The organism is Vibrio jasicida CAIM 1864 = LMG 25398 (assembly GCF_000400365.1).
Classification (GTDB): Bacteria; Pseudomonadota; Gammaproteobacteria; order Enterobacterales; family Vibrionaceae; genus Vibrio; species Vibrio jasicida.
This window is the reverse complement of sequence record NZ_BAOG01000068.1, coordinates 72,400-95,282: the sequence shown is the minus strand read 5'-3', so window position 1 is coordinate 95,282 and position 22,883 is coordinate 72,400. Positions and strand designations below refer to the sequence as shown.

The window sequence follows — 22,883 nt, the reverse complement described above, 5'->3', positions numbered from 1 at the left end:
GGTGTGGCTCACAGATTCTTTTGTTTTTTTCATTATGATGCAGCGTAATTTCCAGTTTCAAGGTAAGACAAGATGACGGACAAAACACTGATTGAGCTAACCGGTCAGCAAACTCAATTGATTGTAGAGTTGGGCGAATATGCAGAGATTCTGCATTGGGGACAAAAAGTAAGTGGTGACCTTAGTGGTTTCCGCATGGCTTTACATCGTCCCGTGCCATACGGTCGTTTGGACAGCGACGTATCCATGACTCTACATCCAGAGCTTGGTCGTGGCGTTTTCAGCAGCCCTGGTGTGGAAGGGCATCGCGATGGTCAAGATTGGGCTCCAGTGTTTGTCATCTCCCATATTGAACAACAGCAAGACAGTATTGTGATTGAGAGCGAAGATGCGATCGCAGGTCTTCGTTTACAAACCGAGCTTAAGCTTGATAGCAACGATGTGGTGAAAACGCGTCATAGGCTCACCAACAAAAAAGCGGGTATTTATCATGTGAACCGTCTTGCCAATACGTTGCCTTTGCCAGCTCGTGCGAATGAATTGATGACTTATTACGGCCGTTGGGTTCATGAGTTCCAAACGGTGCGCCAGCCATTGCTGCAAGGCGGCTACCAACAAGAAAACCGTCGTGGACGTACTTCTCATGAGCACTATCCTGCGCTTGTTGCTGGTACGACTCACTTTGATGAAATGAATGGCGATGTGTGGGGCTTCCATTTCGCATGGAGTGGCAACCACAGATTACGTGTAGATGTGAAAGCTGATGGCCGTCGTTACATGCAGGCTGAAGTTATTTACCTGCCTGGTGAAGTTGCGCTAAAAGAAGGTGAGAGCATTACGACGCCTTGGCTTTACGCGAGCCACAGTAATTGTGGTTTGAATGGTATGAGCCATCACTTCCACTCTCATGTACGCGAAATGATTTTGCCGAGTGATTTCACGGACAAACCTCGCCCGATCCACCTCAATACGTGGGAAGGCATTTACTTTGACCACGATCCTGAATACATCATGTCGATGGCAACTCAGTCCGCAGAGATGGGTGTAGAACGCTTTATCATTGATGATGGCTGGTTCAAAGGACGCAACGGTGATAAAGCAGGGTTAGGGGATTGGTTTCTGTGTGAAGCTAAGTACCCAAATGGCCTACACCCGATTGTGGAAAACGTAAATAAATTGGGCATGGAATTTGGCTTGTGGTTTGAGCCAGAGATGATCAACAAAGATTCCGAATTGTTCCGTACTCATCCTGATTGGTTACTGGCTGTAAACGGTTACGATCAGCCAACCGGTCGCAACCAATACGTGATTAACCTGCAAAACGATGATGCGTTTAACTTCTTGTTTGAGCGATTGGATCACTTCCTCTCGACTTACAACATTGCTTACATCAAGTGGGATATGAACCGCGAAGTCGTTCAGCCTGCGCATTTAGGTCAGGCTGCGGCGCACAATCAAACCCAACGTTACTATCAGTTAGTCGATAAAGTTCGTGAAAAGCACCCGAAAGTCGAGATTGAATCTTGTGCAGCTGGTGGTGGTCGTATTGATTTTGAGGTTCTGAAACGCACGCATCGTTTCTGGACTTCAGACAATAACGACGCACTTGAGCGTCAAACCATTCAACGCGGTATGAGCTACTTCTTCCCGCCAGAAGTGATGGGCAGCCATATTGGTGCTAGCCACTGTCATAGTACGCGCCGCCGCCATAGTATTGAGTTCCGCGGGCTTACAGCGCTGTTCGGTCATATGGGGATTGAGCTTGACCCAGTGAAAGAAGAACAAGCGGAAAAAGAAGGCTTTGAGCGCTACATCAAGCTGCACAAGATGCTGCGCCCATTGCTACACAGCGGAAGAACTTGGCGAATCCCAACGGACGATAAAGCACATCAAATTCATGCGGTTGTCTCAAACGATCAATCGGAAGCCGTGGTGATGATTGCTCAGCTCGCGATGCCAACGAACTCTTTAAGTGGGCATTTGCGTGTACCGGGCTTGGATCCACAAGCGACATATCGAGTGACGGTATTGGATAAACCGTCTAACTACGATGACATCGTGAATTACCAACCGCCTTGGACTGAATCTGGTTGTGAGTTATCTGGCGCATGGTGTGAAGAGGTTGGCTTAACCATGCCAATCCTCGATGCAGAAAGTGCCATGTTGGTGAAGTTCGAACGTATTCACTAAGCCTTACCGATTTAGAACCTTGCCTATTTAGAATCATAGCTATTTAGACGATTTCATCGTTTCTCATTGGTTTTCTATCGCCGTACAGACATCAGGTTTGTACGGCTTTTTGCGTTGGTTTTAATTGGCCGTTTTGAAATCGTTCTCATGCTTAATGAGCGTAAAGTGTTGATAAAATGACATAAATAACACGATCTCCTCGCATTAATAGGTCTAAATATTGTTCGATGTCTCATTTTGAAAACTTGCCTGTAAACGTTTCCATAAAGCGGTTTTTGATCACAGTAAGGCATTCTGTGTGTGAGTAGCATTAGCATCGAAATATAAATAAAAGACGTCGACGTTATGAATTCTAGTTAGGGGAATGAATAGCAGTACGACACTAAGGAACTATTATGTCTGATAAAATTACGCTACAAACCAAGCTGTCCTACGGCCTTGGCGCACTCGGTAAAGACTTTGCCTGTGCACCTATCTACATCTTCTTAATGTTCTACTTCACTGACGTAGCCGGCTTGTCTGCTGCTTTCGTTGGTACTATCTTCTTAGCCGCTCGTGTTATCGATGCCATCACTGACCCAATGATGGGAGTGATTGTTGACAACACGCGCTCAAAATTCGGTAAATTCCGTCCTTGGATTATGATTGGTACGCTTTTAAACGCAGTAGTGCTGGTCGGCCTTTTCAGTACTCACATGTTTGAAGGTACTACGCTTTACATCTACGCAGCGGCGGCATACATCCTTTGGGGCCTAACGTACACCATTATGGATATCCCATACTGGTCAATGATTCCTGCGCTATCAAGCTCTCGCCAAGAACGTGAAAAGCTTGTGGTATGGCCACGTTTGTTCGCGAGCCTTGCATGGTTCATTACTGGTACTTACGGTCTGCACATTGTGGGCGAGTTAGGTAACGGCAACCAAGGCGACGGTTTCTTCAATGTTGCGATGCTGATTGCGGTTCTGTTTGTGATGAGCGCATTCTTAATTGCTCGTAACGTAAAAGAGAAAGCGGCACCAGCTAACGCAAAACCAGCAGAGAAATTCAGCTTCAAAGACGTTTTGACTATCATCGGTAAAAACGACCAGCTTAAAGCGCTAATCGGCACGGTTCTGTCTTTCCAAATTGCGAACCTATTGGTTGGTGGCTTTGCGATTTACTACTTCTCTTACGCACTGGGTAACGCAGAGCTATTCCCAGTTTACATGGCGGTCGCAGGTGCGGCAGAAGTCGCGGGTGTGTTCTTATTCCCACGTCTTGCAGCATTCCTTCCACGCAAGCTTCTATGGCCTATCGCGTGTGGCTTCCCAATTCTGTCTTGTGTACTTCTACTGTTGATGGGCTTTATCGCTCCAGCTAACGCGCTAATGATTGGTATGGCGGGTGCAGCAATTAAGTTTGGCGTGGGTATTGCGAACGCGCTGCAAACTGTAATGCTGGCTGACGTTGTGGACTACGGTGAGCACAAAACAGGTCGTCGTAGCGAGAGCGTTATCTTCTCAGTACAAACCATGCTTGTGAAGTTCGCAGGCGCAGCAGGTGGCTTCATTGTGGGTGTTGGTCTGTCTGTTGTGGGTTACGTACCAAACGTAGAGCAATCAGCAAGCACCATTATGGGCTTAGAATTTATGATGATTGGTCTACCTGCCATCATGATGACCATCAGTGGCGTGATTTACCAACGTTACTACCATCTACACGAAGGCTTCAACAAAGAAGAAGCTGAGCAACAAACTCAAGTTGAAAGCGTTCCAGCACAAGCATAATCGTTACGTTTTCACTTAAGTACCCCAACTCAATTTAGTCACTAAGATAAAGCGCCTCCCGATGGAGGCGTTTTTGTTTGCTTCGATAAAATTTCGTGATTGGCTTAAATTCAATTTTTAGACAATAATTTCAGTTGGTTAAAGGATTAAGGCGCTTGGATTACTCCAAGCTGAAACGATGAAGAAACGTAAACGGATTTCGTTAAGGACAGTGCTAGGGTTGATGTTTGTCTTCTGTACCCTAGTGACAGCAGGTGTGGCGATTACTTTGCAATACCATTTTGCAAGGAAAACTGAGCTGCAACACACCCTCACCCGATATCAAACAATCGCGACAGGTGTATCTAGTCATTTATCTAACCTACAAAATTTAGCTGAGAACGTGGCACGAAGCGGCGCGCAGTTAGTGTCGCTCATCGGGGTAGATACGCCCGAAGAGAGCATCATTATCCCTTTGTCTAAATTGTTGGTAAGAGAGCCCGGCATTCATAGTATTTTTGTTGCCAAAGCGAACAACGACTTCTTCCAGTTGATCAACCTTTCCTCAGAGGAAATTCGCTCACGTGTAGATGCTCAATCAGGGGACAAGTGGTTGTTGATCGCGCATAGCGGAGTGAAGCGAGATCGTCGTAAGGTAAGTATTTACTATGATGAAAACTTTGTATCACGCCATGCTTCAGATGAGTTCAGTAACTTTATTCCGACGCAACGCAGCTGGTTTGAAAATGCCGATTACGATGATACTTACAACACCTCTCCGTATCTGTTTAACACGCTAAAAGTGTCGGGGGAAACCTTCTCGATTAAGGTGCCAGAATCCGACACTGTGGTGGGTGTGGACATTCTTCTCTCCTCGTTAGAGGCGCAACTCACCAACCGTTTTGTCGAAAACAAGAAAGCGCCAGAAGCGGAGGCGTTTATCTATCAAGCCAATGGCCGATTGATTGCAACTAACAAGATGGTCGACATCGAAGATCGCTTACCTTTGGTCTCTCCGGTGAACTTAACTGATGAGCAACGAGCACTGGTCGCCCAAACGCCAGAATTGAAAGTGTCGAACCAAAATAACTGGGCTCCGGTTGATTACACCGTTGGCGGTCGCCCAAATGGCTTCTCGATTGATCTGTTTAAGATGATTTCGGAAATGACCGGCTTAAAGTTTAAGTTTGTGAACGGTCGAAGTTGGAATGAGCTCGTCAACGACTTTAAAAATGGCAATATCGACATTCTTCAATCGATTGCCGACCAAGATGACCTCTCGAGCATCGGTGTCGTCGGTGAACCTCTTTATCACGCAAAGTTTGCGTTGCTCACCACAGAAGAGAACAAGCACATCAATACCTTAGAGCAAGTGAAGAACGAAAGAATTGGCTTGCTGAAAGGGTGGAGCATTCAAGATGACTTGTTAGAAGCTTACCCACAAATGACCATCGTCAATTACGCTTCTTTGCACGATGCGATCGACGGGGTATTGAATGGTGACATCGTCGCTGTGCTCGACATCCGTCAAATATTGGCCAACAAAATACGCGAAACATTTCGTCAGAACTTAGCCATCACTTTGGTTAAGGATTCAAACCTCTCCAACGCGTTTTACTACTTGGCGAATGAGGAACAAAGACCTTTAGTTGAGATCATTAACCGCGCTATTGACGCGATTACGCCAGAGCAAAGAAAAGAGCTGCGTGAAAAATGGTTTGAGGGTAAGGCAGCAGTGTCGACCTATACCTTTACGCCATACGAAGAGCTGGTCAAATTTGCCAAAGAACCTAAGTTCATCAATTCCGTTCAACTAGTGACGCTCAATGGGAAAGACAAGTATGTTTTTGTCTCCAAACTCACTCATAAGGAAGAGCGTTACTTTGCTGTCGTGATTCCACAGTCTTACGTCATGTCAGGCGTAAATGAAGTGACGCTATATGCTGTGGGCGCATCGTTGTTTGTTCTTGCATTACTCATTCCAGTCGCGTGGGAAATGGCAAAACCGATCTCAGACCCCATCAATGCATTGAGAAAGCAAGTCAGGTTTGTACGTGATCGCGAATACGACAAAGTGCAGCGTGTTCATTCTCGCATTGAAGAAATTCATCAACTTAGTCTTTCGTTGATGCGAGGCAGCAACTCGCTTAAGCAGTTTGAACAAAGGCAAAATGAGTTTTTTGATTCCGTGATTCAACTTATCGCACGCGCCATCGATGAAAAATCACATTATACGGCAGGTCACTGTAACCGTGTGCCGGAGATTGCGTTGATGCTTGCGGAAGAAGCAGAGAAATCTGACCAAGGCGTGTTTGGAGCTTTTGAGTTTGCCAATGACGAGGAGCGCCGTGAATTCCGTATTGCCGCTTGGCTTCATGATTGCGGTAAGATCGCCACGCCGGAATACGTGGTCGATAAAGGCAGTAAGCTAGAAACTAACTACAATCGAATTCACGAAGTTCGCATGCGCTTTGAGGTGCTGTGGCGAGATGCGCAGATTCAATATCTACTCAAAAAACTAAAAGCTATGGGCGTCGATGAACAACCTGATCAAGCACTTGAACAAGAATTTGCTGCGCTGAAAGAAGAGTTCGAATTTGTCGCCAGTGCGAACGTGGGGGCGGAGTTTATGTCGGATCAAGGCATCGAACGTTTACACAAGTTGGCTGAGAAAGAGTGGACGCGTTACTTCGATTGTGGACTTGGTTTATCGCCATTAGAAGAAACGCGTTATCAACCACAACCAACGCCAGCAACGGAGAAGCTGCTTTCTGACCGTCCTGAGCATGTGATTGAGCGTGAGCAGCCGTTTGATCTTGACCCTGAGTTTGGCATTAATATGACGGTGCCAGAGAAGCTTTACAACCATGGTGAACTTTATAACTTGGCGGTGCAGCGCGGTACGTTATCAGCAGAAGAGCGCTTTAAGATTAATGAGCACATGATCAGCGGCATTAAGATGCTAGAGAGCATCCCATTCCCGCCAGAGTTAGAACGTGTACCTCGTTATGCTACGACTCACCACGAGGCGATGGAAGGGTTTGGTTATCCGCGTGGATTGATGGGCGAAGACCTGTCGATTCCGGAGCGTATTCTTGCGGTTGCTGACATCTTTGAAGCGTTAACCGCGGCCGACCGACCTTACAAGAAGGCCAAATCATTGAGTGAGGCAGTCAGCATTATGTCGAAAATGGCACTCGGTGGTCACATTGATAAAGACGTATTTAAGCTGCTGTTAACCAGTGGCACTTACCTAAGTTACGCCAAGCGCTATTTACCGGATGAGCTTATCGATGATGTCGATATAGAGAGCTATTTAGAAAAGTTATCTTAGCCTTCATTCAGCTTGAAAAATGTGCGTAAGAGCTTCGGTTCTTACGCACTTTTTTATGCGCCAAACTTAAACATCAAAGTCTTGTGAAAATTTGGTTTTGACGAAATCGATGAAGGTGCGCAGGCGCTTAGGTTGGTAGCGATCACGGTGGTAAATCGCTGATAGTGGCACCGACGGAATTTCCCATTCTGGCATTACTTTAACCAGTTTGCCTTGTTCGACCTCGTCATCACAATAACTGAGAGGGACACGGATGATGCCGTTATCGAATAGCGCGCCCATTACCAGTGCTCGTCCGTTTTTACAGCGTAGATTACCTTTCACGATGACATCGCTGTGCTCTTGTGGGTTAGCCACGTTACGGTAACTCCAGCGAGTGACTGAGCCTGTCAGAGTACGATGCTTCGCCAGTTCTTTTGGCGTGACAGGTTCGCCGTACGTTTTGAGATAGTTCGGACTTGCAAGCGTAACCATATCGATCATCATCAATTTGCGTGCGACGAATCCTGCGTCTTCCAACTCGCCCATGCGAATCGCGACATCGAATTGGTCTTCAATCAAATCAATACGTGGTGAAGAGAAATCCAAATCTACGGTGATGTTCGGATATTCCAACATGAACTCATTGACGTATTTAGCAATGATGTCTTCACCGATGTAGCCACCCACACAGTTCACTCTAATCAAGCCGCGCACTTCTTGAGTATCGTCAACAGCAGCGATTAACGCTTGGTCGATGTCGTGCAGCGCTTTTTCGCACTCTTGATAGAAATGCTCGCCAGCGTGAGTGAGGCGTAATGTTCTCGTGGTGCGAGTCAGTAAGGTCACACCCATTTGTGCTTCAAGTCCACTGATTTGGCGAGACACATGAGACCGAGAGACGGAAAGCGCTTCTGCCGCTTTGGTGAAGTTACCCAGTTGAGCGATCAAAACGAAGGAGCGAATATCAGCAAGATTAACTTTATTGAGCATGTTGAATTATTTACAGAAACGGTAGTCATAAGACTATCACAGTTAGTTACGAAAACGCGCTGTTCAAAAAATCATACTACTTGAGGTTTATATTAACTTGCGTATGATTTCCCGCGTTTCCACATTTATCGAAGTTAGAATGCACTCATCCACTCTACAATCTGCTGCGTCCCGACAACAGGGAAAATGGTTCCTAGCACTAATCGGCTGGGTGATTGTTGTGTGCTTGATGAAAAATTCTGGCTTGATGTTCAGTTGTGCTATGCAATATGACTCTAGCTCTACCTCTGTGCTCATTGGCGATGAAGTTAAAATCGTAAAAGCAGAAAAAGGGCATGACACGAGTAAATGTGAATTGTCTGAAAAGCTGATTCAATTTGCTCAGCAACAACTGGAAACCTTGGTCGTTGTATTATTTGTTGGCATTTTCGCGCTTGTCGTGTGGCGCTGTTGTGCGTTCGCCAGCAAAAGACAATGGACCGAACCGATAGTCCAAAAGTATCGAGTCCATCTCACCCTGTGTGTATTCCGCGAATGACAAGTGATTTCTGACGAGTTTCGTATCGTCAGTTTTTCTCTACACTTGTTTTTAACTAGGAATAACTATGAACCACATGAAAAAAACGACTCAAGCCGCGTTGATGCTTATCATGACGCTGGCACTGAGCTTATTCTCGCTAATTACCCAAGCACAAACGACAGACACGGGATGGTTGACCAACCCTCAGCATCCACCTGTGCAAACACGCTTTGTCCTTACTGGCCAACACGATCCTAAAGCAAAAACGCTGACGGGATATCTCGATGTCAAATTGAGCGGCGACTGGAAAACCTACTGGCGTTCGCCGGGCGAGGGCGGTGTTGCGCCATCCATTGATTGGGAAAAATCACAAAACCTAACTAAGGTGGATTGGCAGTGGCCATATCCGCAGAAATATGAACTGCTTGGTATTGAAACGCTGGGTTACAAAGGCGACACGCTTTTCCCGATGACCTTGCACGTTGAAGATATGACTAAACCTGTGACGATTGATGCGACATTGACGCTTTCTTCGTGCACAACGATTTGTGTCCTGACGGATTACCATATTCAATTGTCCTTCATGCCTTCTGACTTACAAGTCGATGAAGGTGTGATGTTCAGCTATGCGCAAGCGGTGAGCAGTGTGCCTCAAGCTTCGCCATTTATTGATGTGACAGAAGCAAACTGGGATGCAAACCAATCTAAACTACAAATCAAACTGACCAATTCACAAGGTTGGCAAAAACCAGAGGTGCTGGTTGATGGTGTTGATGAAAACACCAGCGATTACAGTTTCAAACTGCTTGGGCTGCACCAAGAAGGCAATACCCTGATAGCAAACTACAAAGTAAACACGTGGCTGGGTGATGTGGAACTGGATAACCAATCGGTTTTCGTTTCAATTAAAGATAGCAACTTGCTAGCAGAAGAAGTGGCACCTGTTAAAACAGGATTGATCACAGAGACGTTGCCAAGTACATCACTGGTGAGCATCTTCCTATTTGCGTTGCTCGGTGGCTTGATTCTCAACATCATGCCTTGTGTGTTACCGGTTCTGGGCATGAAGCTAAGTAGTATTGTTGCCGCGCAGGGGGTAGAACGCCGCCAAATTCGCACGCAATTCATCGCGTCTTCATTAGGTATTTTGACTTCGTTCTGGATCTTAGCTGGCTTTATCTTGGTGCTTAAGCTTACAGGCAGCGCCATCGGCTGGGGCGTTCAATTCCAAAGCCCTTGGTTCTTGGGTCTAATGCTGTTGGTGACCGGACTGTTTGGTGCCAACATGCTTGGCTTGTTTGAAATTCGCTTGTCTTCGGGTACGAACACTTGGTTAGCTTCAAAAGGGGATAACTCACTGCTTGGGCATTACGTTCAAGGTATGTTCGCGACTCTGTTAGCAACGCCTTGTTCTGCACCTTTCCTTGGCACAGCGGTGGCTTTCGCATTGGGTGCTGATGTCATCACGTTATTCGCAGTCTTTACCGCACTTGCGATTGGTATGGCGCTGCCATGGATTTTAGTGGCGATCTTCCCAGGTATTGCCTTAAAACTGCCAAAACCGGGTCAGTGGATGAATGTCGTAAAAATCGTCTTTGGCATCATGATGCTGGCAACTAGCGTTTGGTTGTTGTCATTGATGGCAAACCACTTACCAATCTTCTGGGTTATCTTGATTGGCTTGGTAGCATTTATCGCGGTCATGGCACGTGTGAAGCGTATTTATGGCAATAAAGCGTTGGCGATTTCTGGCACGGTTTCGTTGATTCTGATTGCTGGTGGTTTGGTACTAGGCAGTGTGACTGCAAATCATTGGGCTACGCCATTGCCAGAAGATTTGGCTTGGGAAAAACTCTCTAACGAAGCCATCACTGAGCACGTGAAAAATGGTCGTGTGGTGTTCGTCGATGTGACGGCAGATTGGTGTGTGACCTGTAAAGCCAACAAGATTGGTGTGATCTGGCAAGATCCGGTTTATTCACTGTTGCAAAGTCCGAACGTGGCGACACTGAAAGGCGATTGGACACATCCGAACGGCTCAGTGACCGACTTCCTACGTGCACACGGTCGCTTTGGTGTGCCATTTAACATCGTATATGGACCAGCAGCGCCAGAGGGTATTCCTTTGCCTGTGATTCTGACTGACGATGTTGTGGTGAAAGCAATCGAACAAGCAAGTGGAGGCACGATTAAGTGAACACAGTAAAAAAGCGCAAATCGCTGAAATACTGGCTTAGTCAAGCGTTGCAAATGGTGCTTATGGTGACCGTGATTTCGGTCGCCATGGATTGGTATCGCACCAAAGACATTCCTAAAGAGCAAGCGCCGCCGCTAAGCGTAGTCATGGCTGATGGTGAATATATGGACGTGATCGCCAAAAGCCATGAAGAGCCCGTTGTGGTCTACTTTTGGGCAACCTGGTGTCCGGCATGTAAGTTTGTTAGCCCAAGCGTGAGTTGGCTGAGTGATTACTATGAAGTCGTCACTGTGTCAGGTGCGTCAGGTCCGCAAGAACGGGTAGACCAATTCATGCAGGCGAAAGGTTACCAGTTCAACAACATCAACGATCCGAAAAGCAGCATTATGCAAGAATGGAGCATCAGTGTGACGCCCACTATCTATGTATTAAAAGATGGAGAGGTGAGCTCAATCACCACAGGAGTCACAACGCCAATGGGCATTCTGGCAAGGATCTGGATGGCATAAACTAATGTGTAGCACGTCGACCTTTTTCACGCTTTTACAATGACATAAGTGTGTAGGTGAGTATGGCGTGCTACATTGGCAGCGTTCAACGATCAAGGAGGAATCATGGACGTTGCCACAATGTATGATGAAGTATCTGAGCGGTATCAGAAATTAATCGAAGACAGCCAATATGTCGGTCCGCGTTGGATAGATGGGAAGCTAAAAACGCTTAATCTCCAACAAGTTTCTGCTCTTGATTTGGCTTGTGCCACAGGCAGCATCGGGGAAGTCATCAAAACTCATTACCCAGAAGTTACTCTGCATGGCTTGGATATCTCATCCAAAATGGTCGATAAAGCACGCGAAACAAACCTCTATCAAAGCGTCAGTGTTCATAACCTCGACCAACCTTTCTCTCCAATTTTCAATCAAACCTTCGACATCATAACCGCGCTTGGTTTCACGGAGTTTCTTGCCAAACCCCAGCCGTTACTTCAATGCATTGCTAACAAGCTCAATGCTGACGGGCGCTGTTTTATCAGTTTCCAATGTCACGACCCAGATGGAAAAGACCTGCCAAGAAATACCTACAGTGGCGCGGTTGTACATACCGCTTACACCGAGAGCGAAGTCCGTGAATTCAGCCAAAACGCAGGGCTTGAAGTCGTATCACTAGAAAACCTCGTTGGTTACACATCAGGTGCTGGCTATGTATGTCGTTACCTGCTCTTGGAGCTAAAAAAGCAAAGTTAATTAACTGTCATGGAGAGCAACATGCAAGGGTATCGCATCAGTACCGCCTTTGAAGATATGGATCTTGATTGTATCCATCAATTCATCTCGCAAAGCTATTGGGCGAAAGGTGTGCCGAGAGAAACGTTAGATAAAGCCATACGAAACTCTCTTTGTTTCGGCGTGTTTACTGATTCGAATCAACAAGTCGCGTTTGCTCGCCTTATTACTGACAAAGCCACCTTTGCTTATCTCGCCGATGTTTTCGTGCTCCCTGATTACCGCGGCAGTGGTATTAGTAAGTGGTTGGTTTCTGAAATTGTGTCCTACCCAGATCTTCAAGGTCTACGCAGAATGATTCTTGCGACGCGCGATGCACACGGCCTTTATGAACAGTGCGGCTTTAAGCCTATTGAGCCTGTCGAGAACTTTATGCAGATATGGCAACCTGATGTTTATCAAGACAAGATAGGTTGATTCAACAGATAAGTTGCTAATTATCTTCTATATTGAATTCATGGATTTACAGATAAAAAGGACGATGATGCTTAACCGTAAAGAAGTATGCGTACTTGCTGCTTTTACATCGATATTTGTAACAGAGGTCTATGCAGAGGAGAGACGTTTCTCTGCTCATGAAGACAACTATTTATTGCCTTTCTATAAGGAATCAAAGGTAAATCAAGAGCGCTTCGCTCCGCTTAATCCTAACGGTCATGATGCGAAAGATGTCATGGTTCAGTTCCAAATCAGCATGAAATATAAGTTACTGGTTTTTGGTGATGATGGGCTTTTTGTCTCTTATACCCAGCGCTCTAACTGGGAGGCATACGATGATTCTGCTTACTTTAGGGATGACCAATATAATCCTGCCGTCTTCTATCGTTGGAACTTAAACCCTTGGCGCATTTCGCTTGGTTTTGAGCATCAATCCAATGGTGCGGGTGGCAATGATGAAGTCAGTTGGAATCGCGTATACCTAGATAACAAGTGGCGCTTTGACTCTGGCTTTGTCCGTTTTAAGACGTGGCTTGATGTTGGTAGTCACCATTACAACCCGGATATCGTTGACTTTCTTGGGTATGGCGAGCTAGAAGCAGCTTGGATTTCTGAAAATGATCACAAACTAAAGTTCACGGTATCCAACGTGTTTACAAAAGATTGGGAAAAGGGTTTCTATCGCGCATCTTGGAACTTCCCCGTTTATCAAGGGCTAAGAGGTTACATGAAAGCAGAAACAGGTTACGGCCTAACAATCTCTAATTACAACTTCGACGAAAGTGCGTATGGAGCCGGATTTGCGTTCGACTTTTAGTGGCCAACCTTTAACACCCAAAGAAACTTGTTCGAGAGGGAAGTGAATGAGGGTTGAAGCGCAAGATGTGGCAATTAGGTACCTTGAAGAAACAGATGCCGCTCCTTTGTTTGAAAACTACCTTGGTGATGAACAAGCGTGTTTGTACCTAAACCGACAAGCGCATCAAAGTTCAAGTCAAACGTTACAAGCTATCAATAGATGGCGAACCCAATATGAGCTGGATGTCCCTAGTATTTTGGTACTCGCAATTGAAGAAAGCGCAACTCAAGTTCCCATTGGTTGCTTAGTCTCAATCCCTGAAAACAGTCATAGCGAAATTCACTTTGGGATCTCTAGAAATTATCAAGGTAAAGGGTATGCGACTCAGGCGTGTAAGCTCGGGATTGAGTATCTGAAAAGTGTCGGAGTCAAGCAGATTCATACAGCGCCTCATATCGACCATCAAGCCAGTATTCGCGTGCTCGAAAAATGTGGATTTAAGAAACAAGGTGTGTTGAAAGAGTATGCGGTGTTTCCTGCACTCAGCCCCAATCCACAAGACTGCTTGTCTATGTATTTAGTGATGTCTGCCGCAAGCGTGTGTAATTAATATTTCCAACAGCTTATTTCGTTTTAGCAGTCTATCGTGTACCAGTGTTGTATTTGTTCAACTAGTCCATAAACTTAACTACTCTCTCAATCCAAGCTTGAGGGAGAGAAAAAGTTGCAACTGAAAATTCGTAGTTCTGTAGGGGTCGGTGGTATTAATGCAAAGAGCGATATCATAGCTGTTCAACAAGTTTTGAACCATCATCAAAACGCGATTGGGTTTAGACCAAAGCTGGTTGTTGATGGCTCACTCGGACGCAATCCAATGTCGTCCAAAACAGTAGCTGCGATCAAAGCTTGCCAACGTAGATTGATATTTATGGTAAGGCCAGATGGGCGTATTGACGTGAATGGGAAAACACATAGAAAGCTCAATAGCGTCGCGTCAACTTCGCCTAGAAAGAGCTCTAAACCTCAGGTGGAAAGTTTAACAACCAAAGTTACTTGGATGAAAACCGCTTTTGGTGAATTAGGGCAAACGGAAGTTTCTGGGACAAAAGCAAACCCAAGGATCTTGGAGTATTTTTCTGCATCAAAATTTTGGGGAACCGATGATTCTGGAGGTCAAAATGCTTGGTGCGGTTCATTTGTTGCGTGGGTCTTCAAACAACATGGCATAAAACCAGTGAAAGAGGCATACAGAGCAAAGGAATGGGAAGCTTTTGGTAAAAGTGTCACTAGTCCAATTCATGGTGCATTAGGAATTAAAACGAGGAGGGGTGGTGGTCATGTTGCGTTTGTCGTAGGTAAGAGCCCCGATGGAAAGTACCTTTACATGTTGGGTGGAAACCAAAATAATCAAGTAAACATTGCTAAGTATCCCCTTACAGCATGGGATAAATTTGTTGTTCCTAATAGTTATGATGATACAAAAGGCACGCTACCTATCTATACAAAAGGGGCGGTGAAAGCAGGTGCAGAAAGTTAAGTATGTATAAATTAATCAGTTTATTAGGTCTAGTCAGTTTGTTTGTTTGTGCCTCTCAAGATAACGCGCCTACAAGTGAGGCCCTGATTGAAGCAATAGGTGAGACTCCATACTCGGCTGTTGTGGTGCTAACTGGTTTTGAAGGGCCAGAGAAAGACGGTGGAGATAACTACTATAAGGTTCAAGCTAAGGTGTTGGATGGAGTTCGAGGCCACATTACTACCAACATCACTTTCGATATGTACACAGAGATTGGAGACTCCCCTAAAATTGGAAATGACCCAATCATCATCACTCTTTGTCATGATGAGCAAGGGTACTACTGGCCGGGAACAGGCTCTGAATTCAAAGCTACCCAAGAACAAATTTTGTTAGCGAAAGAAGCCGCTAAAAAACTATCTGACAAGCAAAGAGTCTTTGCACATTGTGACCAGTAGAATCTTATTCAACTAAGCCCAAAACAAGTGTTTTGGGCTTTTGTTATTTAGGCGTTATTGAACCTGTTCGTCTGGATGACCCCACATCAATGGTTCTGCGTAAGGGCCTTTGACTGATGAGGTTGATTCGCCGATACCATCTAATGCGCCTGGTGTTAATTCACGTGCAAACCAACATTCCAAAGGTGCTTGCGTTCTTACTGGTGGCAACACATTGTGCGGCGTGTTGTAACGGTTTCCATAGTGGAACGGCTCACCCATGACAAAGATAACGTCAGCATCTAACTGCTTTTCTGCTTCTTCCATCAATCTTGTCGCGTAGCCTTTACCTTGGTATTCAGGTAGTACGGCTAGTGGCGCAAGTACATAGCATTTTAGGTGTGGTGCTGCGTCAATTACGATAGGGGTATAGCATGCGTGTGCCACGCCTTCGTAGACGATTGAAAAGCTACCATCCGCAATAAGATTGTCGGCAAATTCTGCATAGAGTTTGGCGTGTCTCTCGTCATATAGTCCACCTGCTTTTGCGAACGCTTCGTATTGAATTTGATAAGGTGTGTTCATTGGTTTCTCCTTTGTTTTCTATTATTTCATAGGTGTGCTGACTGACTGTTCAGTCAGTGAGTTTAATCAAAAAAATCACGCATCGATATGTGCATGATTTTTGGTATTTCTAACAGTACTTTTTGATGAACTCTTGTCTGATTTCTTCGATAGGGAAGTCCTCATTCAGTAAGTAGTTCATGGCAATGCCGTCGATCTCTGCGATGAACATTTTTGTCACCACTGCCGGGTTCGTGTGCCCTAGCGAGCGGAAGACTTCTTCAGTGGATGCCTGCAAACCTTGGTAGCGTTCGTCTATCAGGTCGACAACAATCGCTCTGGTTGTCGGGTGAACCATCACACTAAAGTTGAACTGGTAAATCTTGCGATGTTCAGGAACTGTCATGCCATCGAAGATCGAGTGGATCATCGCTTCAATGCCACCTTCTTCGTTGGATAAATGCTCATCATTTTTATCCGTTTCTTCAATGATCTGTGTGATATGAACAAAAACTTCTCTCAACAGCTCGTTTTTATTTTTGAAGTGATGAAACACCAAACCTTTTGAAATCTCAGCCTTCTCACAAATGGTGGAGACTGGCGTTTTCTCAAAGCCATGTTCCGCAAATAACTGCGTTGCAACTTCAATGATCTGTTGTCGTTTGTCCATCGTGCTCACTCTATATACTGACTGACCAACTGGTCAGTTTTGCAAATGATAGTGCGTTTCTTGATCCTCCGTCAAGTATTAATAGGATCAAAACCGCTTGATTGATGTGTTAGCAGCGAAGTGAAAATCAAGCATGATAGAAAACGGATACTGTAAACCTCTGTCTAATCACACAATTACCATTACTTTTTTCTACAAGCATCAAACCTCGTTATTGTCTCATCCACTAAAGCGGTTCAACGCCATTAGGAGGCACAATGATCGTTACCACTCTCGTTGATAATTCTCGTCTTGAGCACAGAACCGATCTCTGTGTCGAGCGCGGTTTATCGCTGCATATCGACACTGAAGGAACCAAATTGTTGTTCGATATGGGCAGTGGGCGAACGTTTTGCGACAACGCGCCTTTACTAAATATTGATATTCAAGAAGTGGACCTCGCCGTTATTTCTCATCGGCATCATGACCATTGCAACGGCACATCTCATTTTCTAGAGCAAAACGATGTAGCCAAAGTCTACTTAAAGTCGTGTGGAGACAAGGACTACTGCTTTCGAGCTTTTGGTTTTAAAAGAGATGTGGGCATCGACAAAGCGTTGTTGGAGAGAACAAGTGACCGTATCGTGCTGGTCACTGAAACGACACAAGTTTCTCCGAATGTTCATGTTATTACCAAGATCAGCAACAAGTACCCACAACCCAAAGGAAATCAGTACCTCTATACCCGATCAAAAGACGGCCGTTATGAAAAAGACACCTTTGAGCACGAACTACTTTTGGTGATTAAGGAGGAGGATGGCTTAGTTATCTTTACTGGATGTGCGCACAGCGGAGTATTGAACATGATTGAAACGGCCGTTGAGTTGTTTCCAAACGACAGGATCAAAGCGGTAGTGGGTGGTTTTCATCTTGTCGGCTTACCCGTATTTAATAGCATTGGCGGCACTAAAGACGACATCAAAGCATTAGGGATAGCGCTATCTAGATACCCTGTTGAGAAGTTTTACACGGGCCATTGCACGGGCATGAAGGCGTATCATTTACTGAAAGAAGTACTTGGTGATCGTCTGGAGCATTTGCCAACGGGTCGTTGTGTTGGGGTTTAATCATCGCCCCTGTTAACGTTTATGATTGTGAGCGAGCCAAATTCCAATCTCAGCTATTCATCTTGCCTATTGTCAAAGCGCCCTGACAAAACCTTACCAAATATGACAGTTTTAGCGGCTTCAAACCACGGTATCCTTAGAACTTTATGTTCATCAGATGGTCACAAGACTACAAAACAATAATTGGAATCAATAATGGCAAAAACTTGGCTTGTCGCTGCTGTGAGCGTTGCATTACTTGGCGGCGGCGCGTATTTCTATCTGCAATCTTCGGCTCAACCAGAGGCGTTTCCGACGTTGGCAGTGGAAAAGGGAACCATCGAGAAACAAGCGGTGGCAGTCGGCAATATTGTCCCTGCACACTCAGTATCTATTAAGTCACAAATCGATGGCATAGTGGGCGAGATGTACGTTCAGGTCGGTGAAAAGGTCAAGCAAGGCCAACCATTGATTAAGGTTCGTCCGAACCCGACGCCTCAAGCGCTTACTGATGCTTCAACAGACTTAATGCGCAGTGAAGCGGACCTCGAATCAGCCAAACAAAAGCTCGCCAACCTAGAAAGCTTGGTGAAGCAAGACATCATTCCAAAGAATTACGATGAATACGTTAGTGCGCGTTCAACCGTGAAATCGGCTCAAGCGAACGTACTGCAAAAACGCCAGAACCTCGAATTAATTCGCAGCGGTGAAGCTTCTATTGGTGACGCTCGTTTAACCTCAACCATTTATGCACCAATTGATGGCACAGTATTAAACCGTAAAGTCGAAGTCGGTGAGCCAATCATATCAACTGAATCTAGCCAAGCCGCGACAGAAATGATGTCTCTGGCGGACATGAACAGTCTGATCTTCAAAGGCAGCGTGAGCGAGCATGATGCCGCGCAGCTTTCTCCGGGTATGCCAGTTCTACTAACCGTGGCGCCGTATCCTGATGTGGAAATCTCTGGTGTGCTAACCAAAGTGGCGATTCAATCAGAAAACCTAAATTCGCCTGAAGGCAATGCCTCTGCAAAAAGCTTCGATAACGGATTTGAGGTCGAAGTGGGTGAGCTGAAGATCCCGAAAGAAGTATTGCTGCGTTCGGGCTTTTCATCAACTGCGCAAATCACACTGAAGAAATCTGAGAACGTATTGACCTTGCCAGAACGAGCGCTGCAATTTGATGGCGACACGCCAAACGTATTGATCCCTGATAGTTCAGAGCAAGGTTTCCACAAACAGGAAGTGAAGCTAGGCTTGTCGGACGGCATCAATGTAGAAGTGTTAGATGGTGTTGAGCTAGATGAAGAGATCATCGATAACAGCATGATGATGGGAGCCGCACATGGCTAAGCTGCACTTATCTAAAATTGGTGTTGCGATCTTAGCGGCAACACTCAGCTTACCAAGCTATGCAATTTCGATTGAACAAGCGTGGCAACAGGCAAAGCAAAGTGATCCAAATTACGAGAAAGCCAAAATTGGTGTTCAACTTGGTGAAGTGGGTATCGATGCAAGCCGTAGTTCACTCTTACCCGGTTTGAGTGCGACAGCATCAGCGAATTGGAGCGAATCTGCCGACAATACTAATAGTTATGGGGCATCGCTTTCTCAAACCATTTGGGACAGCAGCTTGTGGTCGGATCTAGACCAAGCGAATGCCAACTACATCAAAGCTCAGCTTGAACTGGCTCAATCACATAATGAATTAGCACAAAGATTGCTTTCATCGTATTTGGATGTCGCGAGTGCACAAGGTGATTTGCAGTTGGCGCAATCCAAGTTGGAAGAAGGCAACAAACTGCTGAAGATCATCGAGAAACGTTACCTCGCGGGTAAAGTGAAATCGGTGGATGTCGAAGAGATTCGAGCAACACAAGTTGCGGACAGAGCCGGTATCTTGAATGCGCGTTCTGACTTAGAAGTGAAGCGAGCCGAACTGGCTGCGTTGATCAATCAAATCCCGCAAAACGTCGATCAAATTCGTACTGATTCCCTTGTTCAACCGCCCTTGCTGGTGGACTCTCAAGAGCAATGGTTAAAGCTCGCGAAGGACAGCAGTCCAGAACTTTTAGTGGCCGCGCAAAACGTGAAAGCCAGTGAGTTTGCAAAAGATTCTGCACAAGGTGGGTATTACCCGACGTTAAAAGGGAACGTTGGCTACAACGATGATGACCGACGTAAAGACGGCGAGTTCAATGCAGGCATTACACTCAGTGTGCCCATTGATTTGAACGGCGCAACACGAGCCAGAGTCGATGAGGCGTCACTCAATACCCTAAGTGCAAAGCAAGATCTACGTCGAGTGGAAATCGATATTCAAAAGCGCGTGATCCAGCAGTTCACTCAAGTCGACATCAACTGGAACCAAGTTTTGATGGCGGACGAATTGGTTACATCTCGTGAGAAAGTGCTGCGCAGCAAAGAGAAGCTTTATGATGCGGGTTTGCTCGAAGTATCAGAAGTGATTAGTGCACACAACAGCTTGTTTGAGGCGAAAAACAGCCTACAAACCAACTTGTACAACTATTGGCGTCAGCGTATCGGCTTGTTGCAAACTGCAGGCAAGTTAGATGACGACACCATGGCACTGATCTCTCGAGCGTTTAATTCATGACCAGTTTATTGCAGCAAACCTTATTGCAGCAAACATGGCAAACGCTGATGGCACACCGCATGAAAAGTATGCTCGCCATCATTGCCATTGCGTGGGGCGTAATATCTGTGGTGGTTTTGATTGCGCTGGGAGAGGGCTTTTATCGCCATCAAACTCAGCAGTTGTCGTTTATGGTCAATAATGTGCAAGTCGCGTTTCCATCGAGCACCAGCAAACCTTGGCACGGATTACCTTTACGACGTCAGATTCAGATCCCGCAGGATAAAGTCGATATGATCAAACAATCTGGCTTTGTGAAATCTGCATCCAGTGTGTATGCCAAGTGGGATGCAAACATCACCAATGAAAAAGGCCAAAAACTCACGAGTTTTGTTAGCGGCATAGACCCGTACTATTTCTCATTGATTCAACGCAAGTTGGAGTCAGGTTCGCGTAATCTGTCGCCTAGTGATATTGCCAATCACACTCGCGTAGCGATTTTGGGCGACCAAATTGCCAAAATGGGTGAAATCAGTATCGGTCAAATGGCCAAAGTTAACGGCGTGCCATTTTTGGTGATCGGCATTATGAAAGACGAAGATGCGGGCATTTCATTTGGTGATAGCCGTAAAGTCTTCATCCCTCAAACTACCTACCTTGATTTGTGGGATGCCAAACCGTGGATGCTGCTACTCAAGCCTGTCGACGGTATGGATGGCAACGCATTCCGACAAGCCATTGTTAACTTTTATGCCAAGCAATTGCACTTCGACCCAACCGACAAAGAAGCGATTAACTTGCCAGACTTCAGCGAGGGCGCAGCGGTGATCACGGGTATTTTTCGTGGCATTCAAATCTTCCTTGGGGCAAGCGGTGCGATGACCATGGCCGTTGGCGCTCTTGGTGTCGCGAATATTATGTTCCTCTCTGTGACAGAACGAACGCGAGAAATCGGCGTGCGCTTGGCGATTGGTGCAACGCAAAAATCCATACTCAACCAGTTCATCCTTGAAGGACTCATTTTGGTGGCGGTCGGTACAGCTCTCGGCTTAATGGTTGCTTATTTAGTGGTCGCATTGCTTGGCTCCATTACCTTACCGGAGTGGTTAGGTTTTCCGGTTATCACGCCAGACTCTATCGCTTGGTCACTGTTAGTTACGTTGGTTCTGGCATTGCTGGCGTCTTACTTTCCGGCGAGGCGAGCATCGCGTCTCACCCCCGTAATTGCATTAAGTGCGAGGGCGTAATCATGTTGCTACCGATGAGACAAATCTTTCAGGAAATGGCAGCAGAAAAGCTGCGTTTGGGTTTAACCATTCTTGCTGTGGCATGGGCGACCTTGTGTATCGCTGCAATGCTTGCCGTGGGCGAGGGCATTCGTCAGGGCGTATTGAGAACCGCGCAAAATGGCAACGGTAATCTGATTTACTTAACCGGAGGCATGGCGACTGTCGATTATGGTGTGTTCCACCAAGGTAAGTTTCTAACCTTAAAAGCCGACGATACCGATGTCGTTAAAGCCCTACCAGAGGTGAAAAGCGTTGCGCCAACCGCAGTATGGGATGAGCGTATCACCGTGGACTATAGAGGTTCATGGCAAGAACCCTTAGCGGTCACGACGGATTTTGCGTCCATGACCAATCTGATCCCAATGGATGGCGGTCGTTGGCTCAATCCGCTCGACCAAAAGCAGATGCGTAAGGTGGTTGTCTTGGGTTATTCACTCGCCGCGGATCTGTTTAATCCTAATGAAGACTTCAGCTGGTTTGCTCCTGTGACGTTACAAGCCGATCCTGTGGGTAAAAAGGTCAAGATTGGCAGTGAAGAGTTTACTGTGATTGGCGTGTTGAAGAAAAACAGTGCTGAAATCGAACAGGGTGATCAAATTAACTACGCCAGTTTTGTGCCGTTAGCCACGTGGCAACGCTTTCACACTAATGGCGATATTGGTGGTATCAACGTAGAGCCGAATGCTAATGCAGATCGTGAAAAACTCGCAGAGACCATTCGTCAGGTGATTGCTCGTAAACATGGTGCCAGTGTGAGTGACGAGCAAGTCGTCCAAGTGGAAGACATGTTCCTTAAACAGAAAAGCATGCAACAGTTCTTAGTTGGGCTACAAAGTTTTCTTGGCATCATTGGCTTTGTCACGCTTGCCGTGGCGGGCGTCGGGATTGCGAATGTGATGTACGCAACCGTGAAGCGTTCAACCCGAGACATCGGCGTGCGAATGGCAGTCGGTGCTACACCAACCGCCATTCGTCTGCACTATTTGGTGCAATCGCTGATGACCATGATGTTAGGTGGCGCATTGGGATTAGGAGTGACTTACGCGCTTGTTAGCGCAATTAGTGCGATCAATTTAGAAGGCAACATGTTTTATGAACGCCTTGGCAGACCCGTCCCTGAGCTCTCTTGGATAGTCGTTGCAATTGTAATTACCACCTTGGTGTTTATTGGCGTCGCATCTGCTTGGTTACCCGCTAACCGAGCAGCAAAAGTGAGCCCGCTGGAGGCGCTGCAAAGTGAATAAT

20 protein-coding genes are annotated in these 22,883 nt (G+C 46.0%); 17 read left to right on the top strand and 3 right to left on the bottom strand.

What is annotated here, in order from left to right:
• The first annotated feature begins 72 nt into the window (after positions 1–72).
• The 3 genes from VJL_RS19475 (at position 73) to VJL_RS19465 (ending at position 7,272) form a co-directional block, all read left to right on the top strand.
• Positions 73–2,190 (top strand): alpha-galactosidase, encoded by a 2,118-nt coding sequence (locus VJL_RS19475; RefSeq protein WP_038880634.1) that lies wholly within the window; start codon positions 73–75, stop codon positions 2,188–2,190.
• Between the two features lie 395 nt (positions 2,191–2,585).
• Positions 2,586–3,959, top strand: a complete 1,374-nt coding sequence (melB, locus tag VJL_RS19470; protein ID WP_038880632.1) for a melibiose:sodium transporter MelB — start codon at positions 2,586–2,588, stop codon at positions 3,957–3,959.
• A 178-nt stretch (positions 3,960–4,137) separates the two neighbouring features.
• Positions 4,138–7,272: an HD domain-containing phosphohydrolase gene (locus tag VJL_RS19465; protein ID WP_038880630.1), complete on the top strand. Its 3,135-nt coding sequence runs from the start codon at positions 4,138–4,140 to the stop codon at positions 7,270–7,272.
• A gap of 66 nt (positions 7,273–7,338) precedes the next feature.
• On the opposite strand, the gene VJL_RS19460 is transcribed toward VJL_RS19465, so the two are convergent.
• The gene (locus VJL_RS19460) at positions 7,339–8,244 is read right to left on the bottom strand and encodes a LysR family transcriptional regulator (RefSeq protein WP_038870579.1); all 906 of its coding nucleotides are present in this window, start codon (positions 8,242–8,244) and stop codon (positions 7,339–7,341) included.
• A 139-nt stretch (positions 8,245–8,383) separates the two neighbouring features.
• Here VJL_RS19460 and VJL_RS19455 point away from each other — a divergent pair, with 139 nt between their 5' ends.
• The 9 genes from VJL_RS19455 (at position 8,384) to VJL_RS19415 (ending at position 15,455) form a co-directional block, all read left to right on the top strand.
• On the top strand, positions 8,384–8,782 hold the full coding sequence (locus VJL_RS19455) for a hypothetical protein (RefSeq protein WP_038870581.1): 399 nt from the start codon (positions 8,384–8,386) through the stop codon (positions 8,780–8,782).
• A 67-nt stretch (positions 8,783–8,849) separates the two neighbouring features.
• Positions 8,850–10,961, top strand: a complete 2,112-nt coding sequence (locus VJL_RS19450; protein ID WP_038880628.1) for a protein-disulfide reductase DsbD family protein — start codon at positions 8,850–8,852, stop codon at positions 10,959–10,961.
• The gene (locus tag VJL_RS19445) at positions 10,958–11,470 is read left to right on the top strand and encodes a protein disulfide oxidoreductase (RefSeq protein ID WP_038870584.1); all 513 of its coding nucleotides are present in this window, start codon (positions 10,958–10,960) and stop codon (positions 11,468–11,470) included. The genes VJL_RS19450 and VJL_RS19445 overlap by 4 nt, the downstream gene beginning before the upstream one ends.
• A 105-nt stretch (positions 11,471–11,575) precedes the next feature.
• Complete coding sequence (locus VJL_RS19440) at positions 11,576–12,205, top strand: class I SAM-dependent DNA methyltransferase (RefSeq protein ID WP_038870586.1); 630 nt, start codon at positions 11,576–11,578, stop codon at positions 12,203–12,205.
• Positions 12,206–12,226: 21 nt separating this feature from the next.
• Positions 12,227–12,661 carry a GNAT family N-acetyltransferase gene (locus VJL_RS19435; RefSeq protein WP_038870588.1) on the top strand — a complete coding sequence of 145 codons (435 nt, stop codon included), beginning with the start codon at positions 12,227–12,229 and terminating at the stop codon, positions 12,659–12,661.
• A 67-nt stretch (positions 12,662–12,728) separates the two neighbouring features.
• A complete protein-coding gene (locus tag VJL_RS19430; RefSeq protein WP_038880626.1) occupies positions 12,729–13,499 on the top strand; it encodes a phospholipase A in 771 nt (256 codons plus the stop codon).
• A gap of 46 nt (positions 13,500–13,545) precedes the next feature.
• Complete coding sequence (locus VJL_RS19425) at positions 13,546–14,091, top strand: GNAT family N-acetyltransferase (RefSeq protein WP_038880624.1); 546 nt, start codon at positions 13,546–13,548, stop codon at positions 14,089–14,091.
• Between the two features lie 114 nt (positions 14,092–14,205).
• Positions 14,206–15,018 carry a TIGR02594 family protein gene (locus VJL_RS19420; RefSeq protein WP_038880621.1) on the top strand — a complete coding sequence of 271 codons (813 nt, stop codon included), beginning with the start codon at positions 14,206–14,208 and terminating at the stop codon, positions 15,016–15,018.
• A 2-nt stretch (positions 15,019–15,020) separates the two neighbouring features.
• Positions 15,021–15,455 carry a hypothetical protein gene (locus VJL_RS19415; protein WP_038880619.1) on the top strand — a complete coding sequence of 145 codons (435 nt, stop codon included), beginning with the start codon at positions 15,021–15,023 and terminating at the stop codon, positions 15,453–15,455.
• A 54-nt stretch (positions 15,456–15,509) separates the two neighbouring features.
• On the opposite strand, the gene VJL_RS19410 is transcribed toward VJL_RS19415, so the two are convergent.
• A complete protein-coding gene (locus VJL_RS19410) occupies positions 15,510–16,019 on the bottom strand; it encodes a GNAT family N-acetyltransferase (RefSeq protein ID WP_038870595.1) in 510 nt (169 codons plus the stop codon).
• Between the two features lie 109 nt (positions 16,020–16,128).
• Positions 16,129–16,668, bottom strand: coding sequence for a TetR/AcrR family transcriptional regulator (locus tag VJL_RS19405; protein ID WP_038870597.1), 540 nt, complete (start codon positions 16,666–16,668; stop codon positions 16,129–16,131).
• A 257-nt stretch (positions 16,669–16,925) separates the two neighbouring features.
• On the opposite strand from VJL_RS19405, the gene VJL_RS19400 reads away from it, so the two are divergent.
• The 5 genes from VJL_RS19400 to VJL_RS19380 all read left to right on the top strand — a co-directional run bounded on the left by VJL_RS19400 (position 16,926) and on the right by VJL_RS19380 (position 22,882).
• Positions 16,926–17,774 (top strand): MBL fold metallo-hydrolase, encoded by an 849-nt coding sequence (locus VJL_RS19400; protein WP_038880616.1) that lies wholly within the window; start codon positions 16,926–16,928, stop codon positions 17,772–17,774.
• Between the two features lie 195 nt (positions 17,775–17,969).
• On the top strand, positions 17,970–19,106 hold the full coding sequence (locus tag VJL_RS19395; RefSeq protein ID WP_038870601.1) for an efflux RND transporter periplasmic adaptor subunit: 1,137 nt from the start codon (positions 17,970–17,972) through the stop codon (positions 19,104–19,106).
• On the top strand, positions 19,099–20,370 hold the full coding sequence (locus VJL_RS19390) for a TolC family protein (protein WP_038880613.1): 1,272 nt from the start codon (positions 19,099–19,101) through the stop codon (positions 20,368–20,370). The genes VJL_RS19395 and VJL_RS19390 overlap by 8 nt, the downstream gene beginning before the upstream one ends.
• Positions 20,367–21,596 carry an ABC transporter permease gene (locus VJL_RS19385; RefSeq protein WP_038880611.1) on the top strand — a complete coding sequence of 410 codons (1,230 nt, stop codon included), beginning with the start codon at positions 20,367–20,369 and terminating at the stop codon, positions 21,594–21,596. Before VJL_RS19390 ends, VJL_RS19385 begins: the two co-directional genes overlap by 4 nt.
• A gap of 2 nt (positions 21,597–21,598) precedes the next feature.
• The gene (locus VJL_RS19380; RefSeq protein WP_038880608.1) at positions 21,599–22,882 is read left to right on the top strand and encodes an ABC transporter permease; all 1,284 of its coding nucleotides are present in this window, start codon (positions 21,599–21,601) and stop codon (positions 22,880–22,882) included.
• Position 22,883 lies beyond the last annotated feature (1 nt).

What these genes read in the sequence shown, in the direction of transcription:
- VJL_RS19430 (WP_038880626.1), top strand. Translation starts at nt 12,729, where the DNA reads ATGCTTAACCGTAAAGAAGTATGCGTACTTGCTGCTTTTACATCGATA.
- VJL_RS19390 (WP_038880613.1), top strand. Translation starts at nt 19,099, where the DNA reads ATGGCTAAGCTGCACTTATCTAAAATTGGTGTTGCGATCTTAGCGGCA.
- VJL_RS19380 (WP_038880608.1), top strand. Translation starts at nt 21,599, where the DNA reads ATGTTGCTACCGATGAGACAAATCTTTCAGGAAATGGCAGCAGAAAAG.
- VJL_RS19425 (WP_038880624.1), top strand. Translation starts at nt 13,546, where the DNA reads ATGAGGGTTGAAGCGCAAGATGTGGCAATTAGGTACCTTGAAGAAACA.
- melB (WP_038880632.1), top strand. Translation starts at nt 2,586, where the DNA reads ATGTCTGATAAAATTACGCTACAAACCAAGCTGTCCTACGGCCTTGGC.
- VJL_RS19465 (WP_038880630.1), top strand. Translation starts at nt 4,138, where the DNA reads ATGAAGAAACGTAAACGGATTTCGTTAAGGACAGTGCTAGGGTTGATG.
- VJL_RS19435 (WP_038870588.1), top strand. Translation starts at nt 12,227, where the DNA reads ATGCAAGGGTATCGCATCAGTACCGCCTTTGAAGATATGGATCTTGAT.
- VJL_RS19400 (WP_038880616.1), top strand. Translation starts at nt 16,926, where the DNA reads ATGATCGTTACCACTCTCGTTGATAATTCTCGTCTTGAGCACAGAACC.
- VJL_RS19415 (WP_038880619.1), top strand. Translation starts at nt 15,021, where the DNA reads ATGTATAAATTAATCAGTTTATTAGGTCTAGTCAGTTTGTTTGTTTGT.
- VJL_RS19395 (WP_038870601.1), top strand. Translation starts at nt 17,970, where the DNA reads ATGGCAAAAACTTGGCTTGTCGCTGCTGTGAGCGTTGCATTACTTGGC.
- VJL_RS19450 (WP_038880628.1), top strand. Translation starts at nt 8,850, where the DNA reads ATGAACCACATGAAAAAAACGACTCAAGCCGCGTTGATGCTTATCATG.
- VJL_RS19455 (WP_038870581.1), top strand. Translation starts at nt 8,384, where the DNA reads ATGCACTCATCCACTCTACAATCTGCTGCGTCCCGACAACAGGGAAAA.
- VJL_RS19405 (WP_038870597.1), bottom strand. Translation starts at nt 16,668, where the DNA reads ATGGACAAACGACAACAGATCATTGAAGTTGCAACGCAGTTATTTGCG.
- VJL_RS19440 (WP_038870586.1), top strand. Translation starts at nt 11,576, where the DNA reads ATGGACGTTGCCACAATGTATGATGAAGTATCTGAGCGGTATCAGAAA.
- VJL_RS19460 (WP_038870579.1), bottom strand. Translation starts at nt 8,244, where the DNA reads ATGCTCAATAAAGTTAATCTTGCTGATATTCGCTCCTTCGTTTTGATC.
- VJL_RS19410 (WP_038870595.1), bottom strand. Translation starts at nt 16,019, where the DNA reads ATGAACACACCTTATCAAATTCAATACGAAGCGTTCGCAAAAGCAGGT.
- VJL_RS19385 (WP_038880611.1), top strand. Translation starts at nt 20,367, where the DNA reads ATGACCAGTTTATTGCAGCAAACCTTATTGCAGCAAACATGGCAAACG.
- VJL_RS19475 (WP_038880634.1), top strand. Translation starts at nt 73, where the DNA reads ATGACGGACAAAACACTGATTGAGCTAACCGGTCAGCAAACTCAATTG.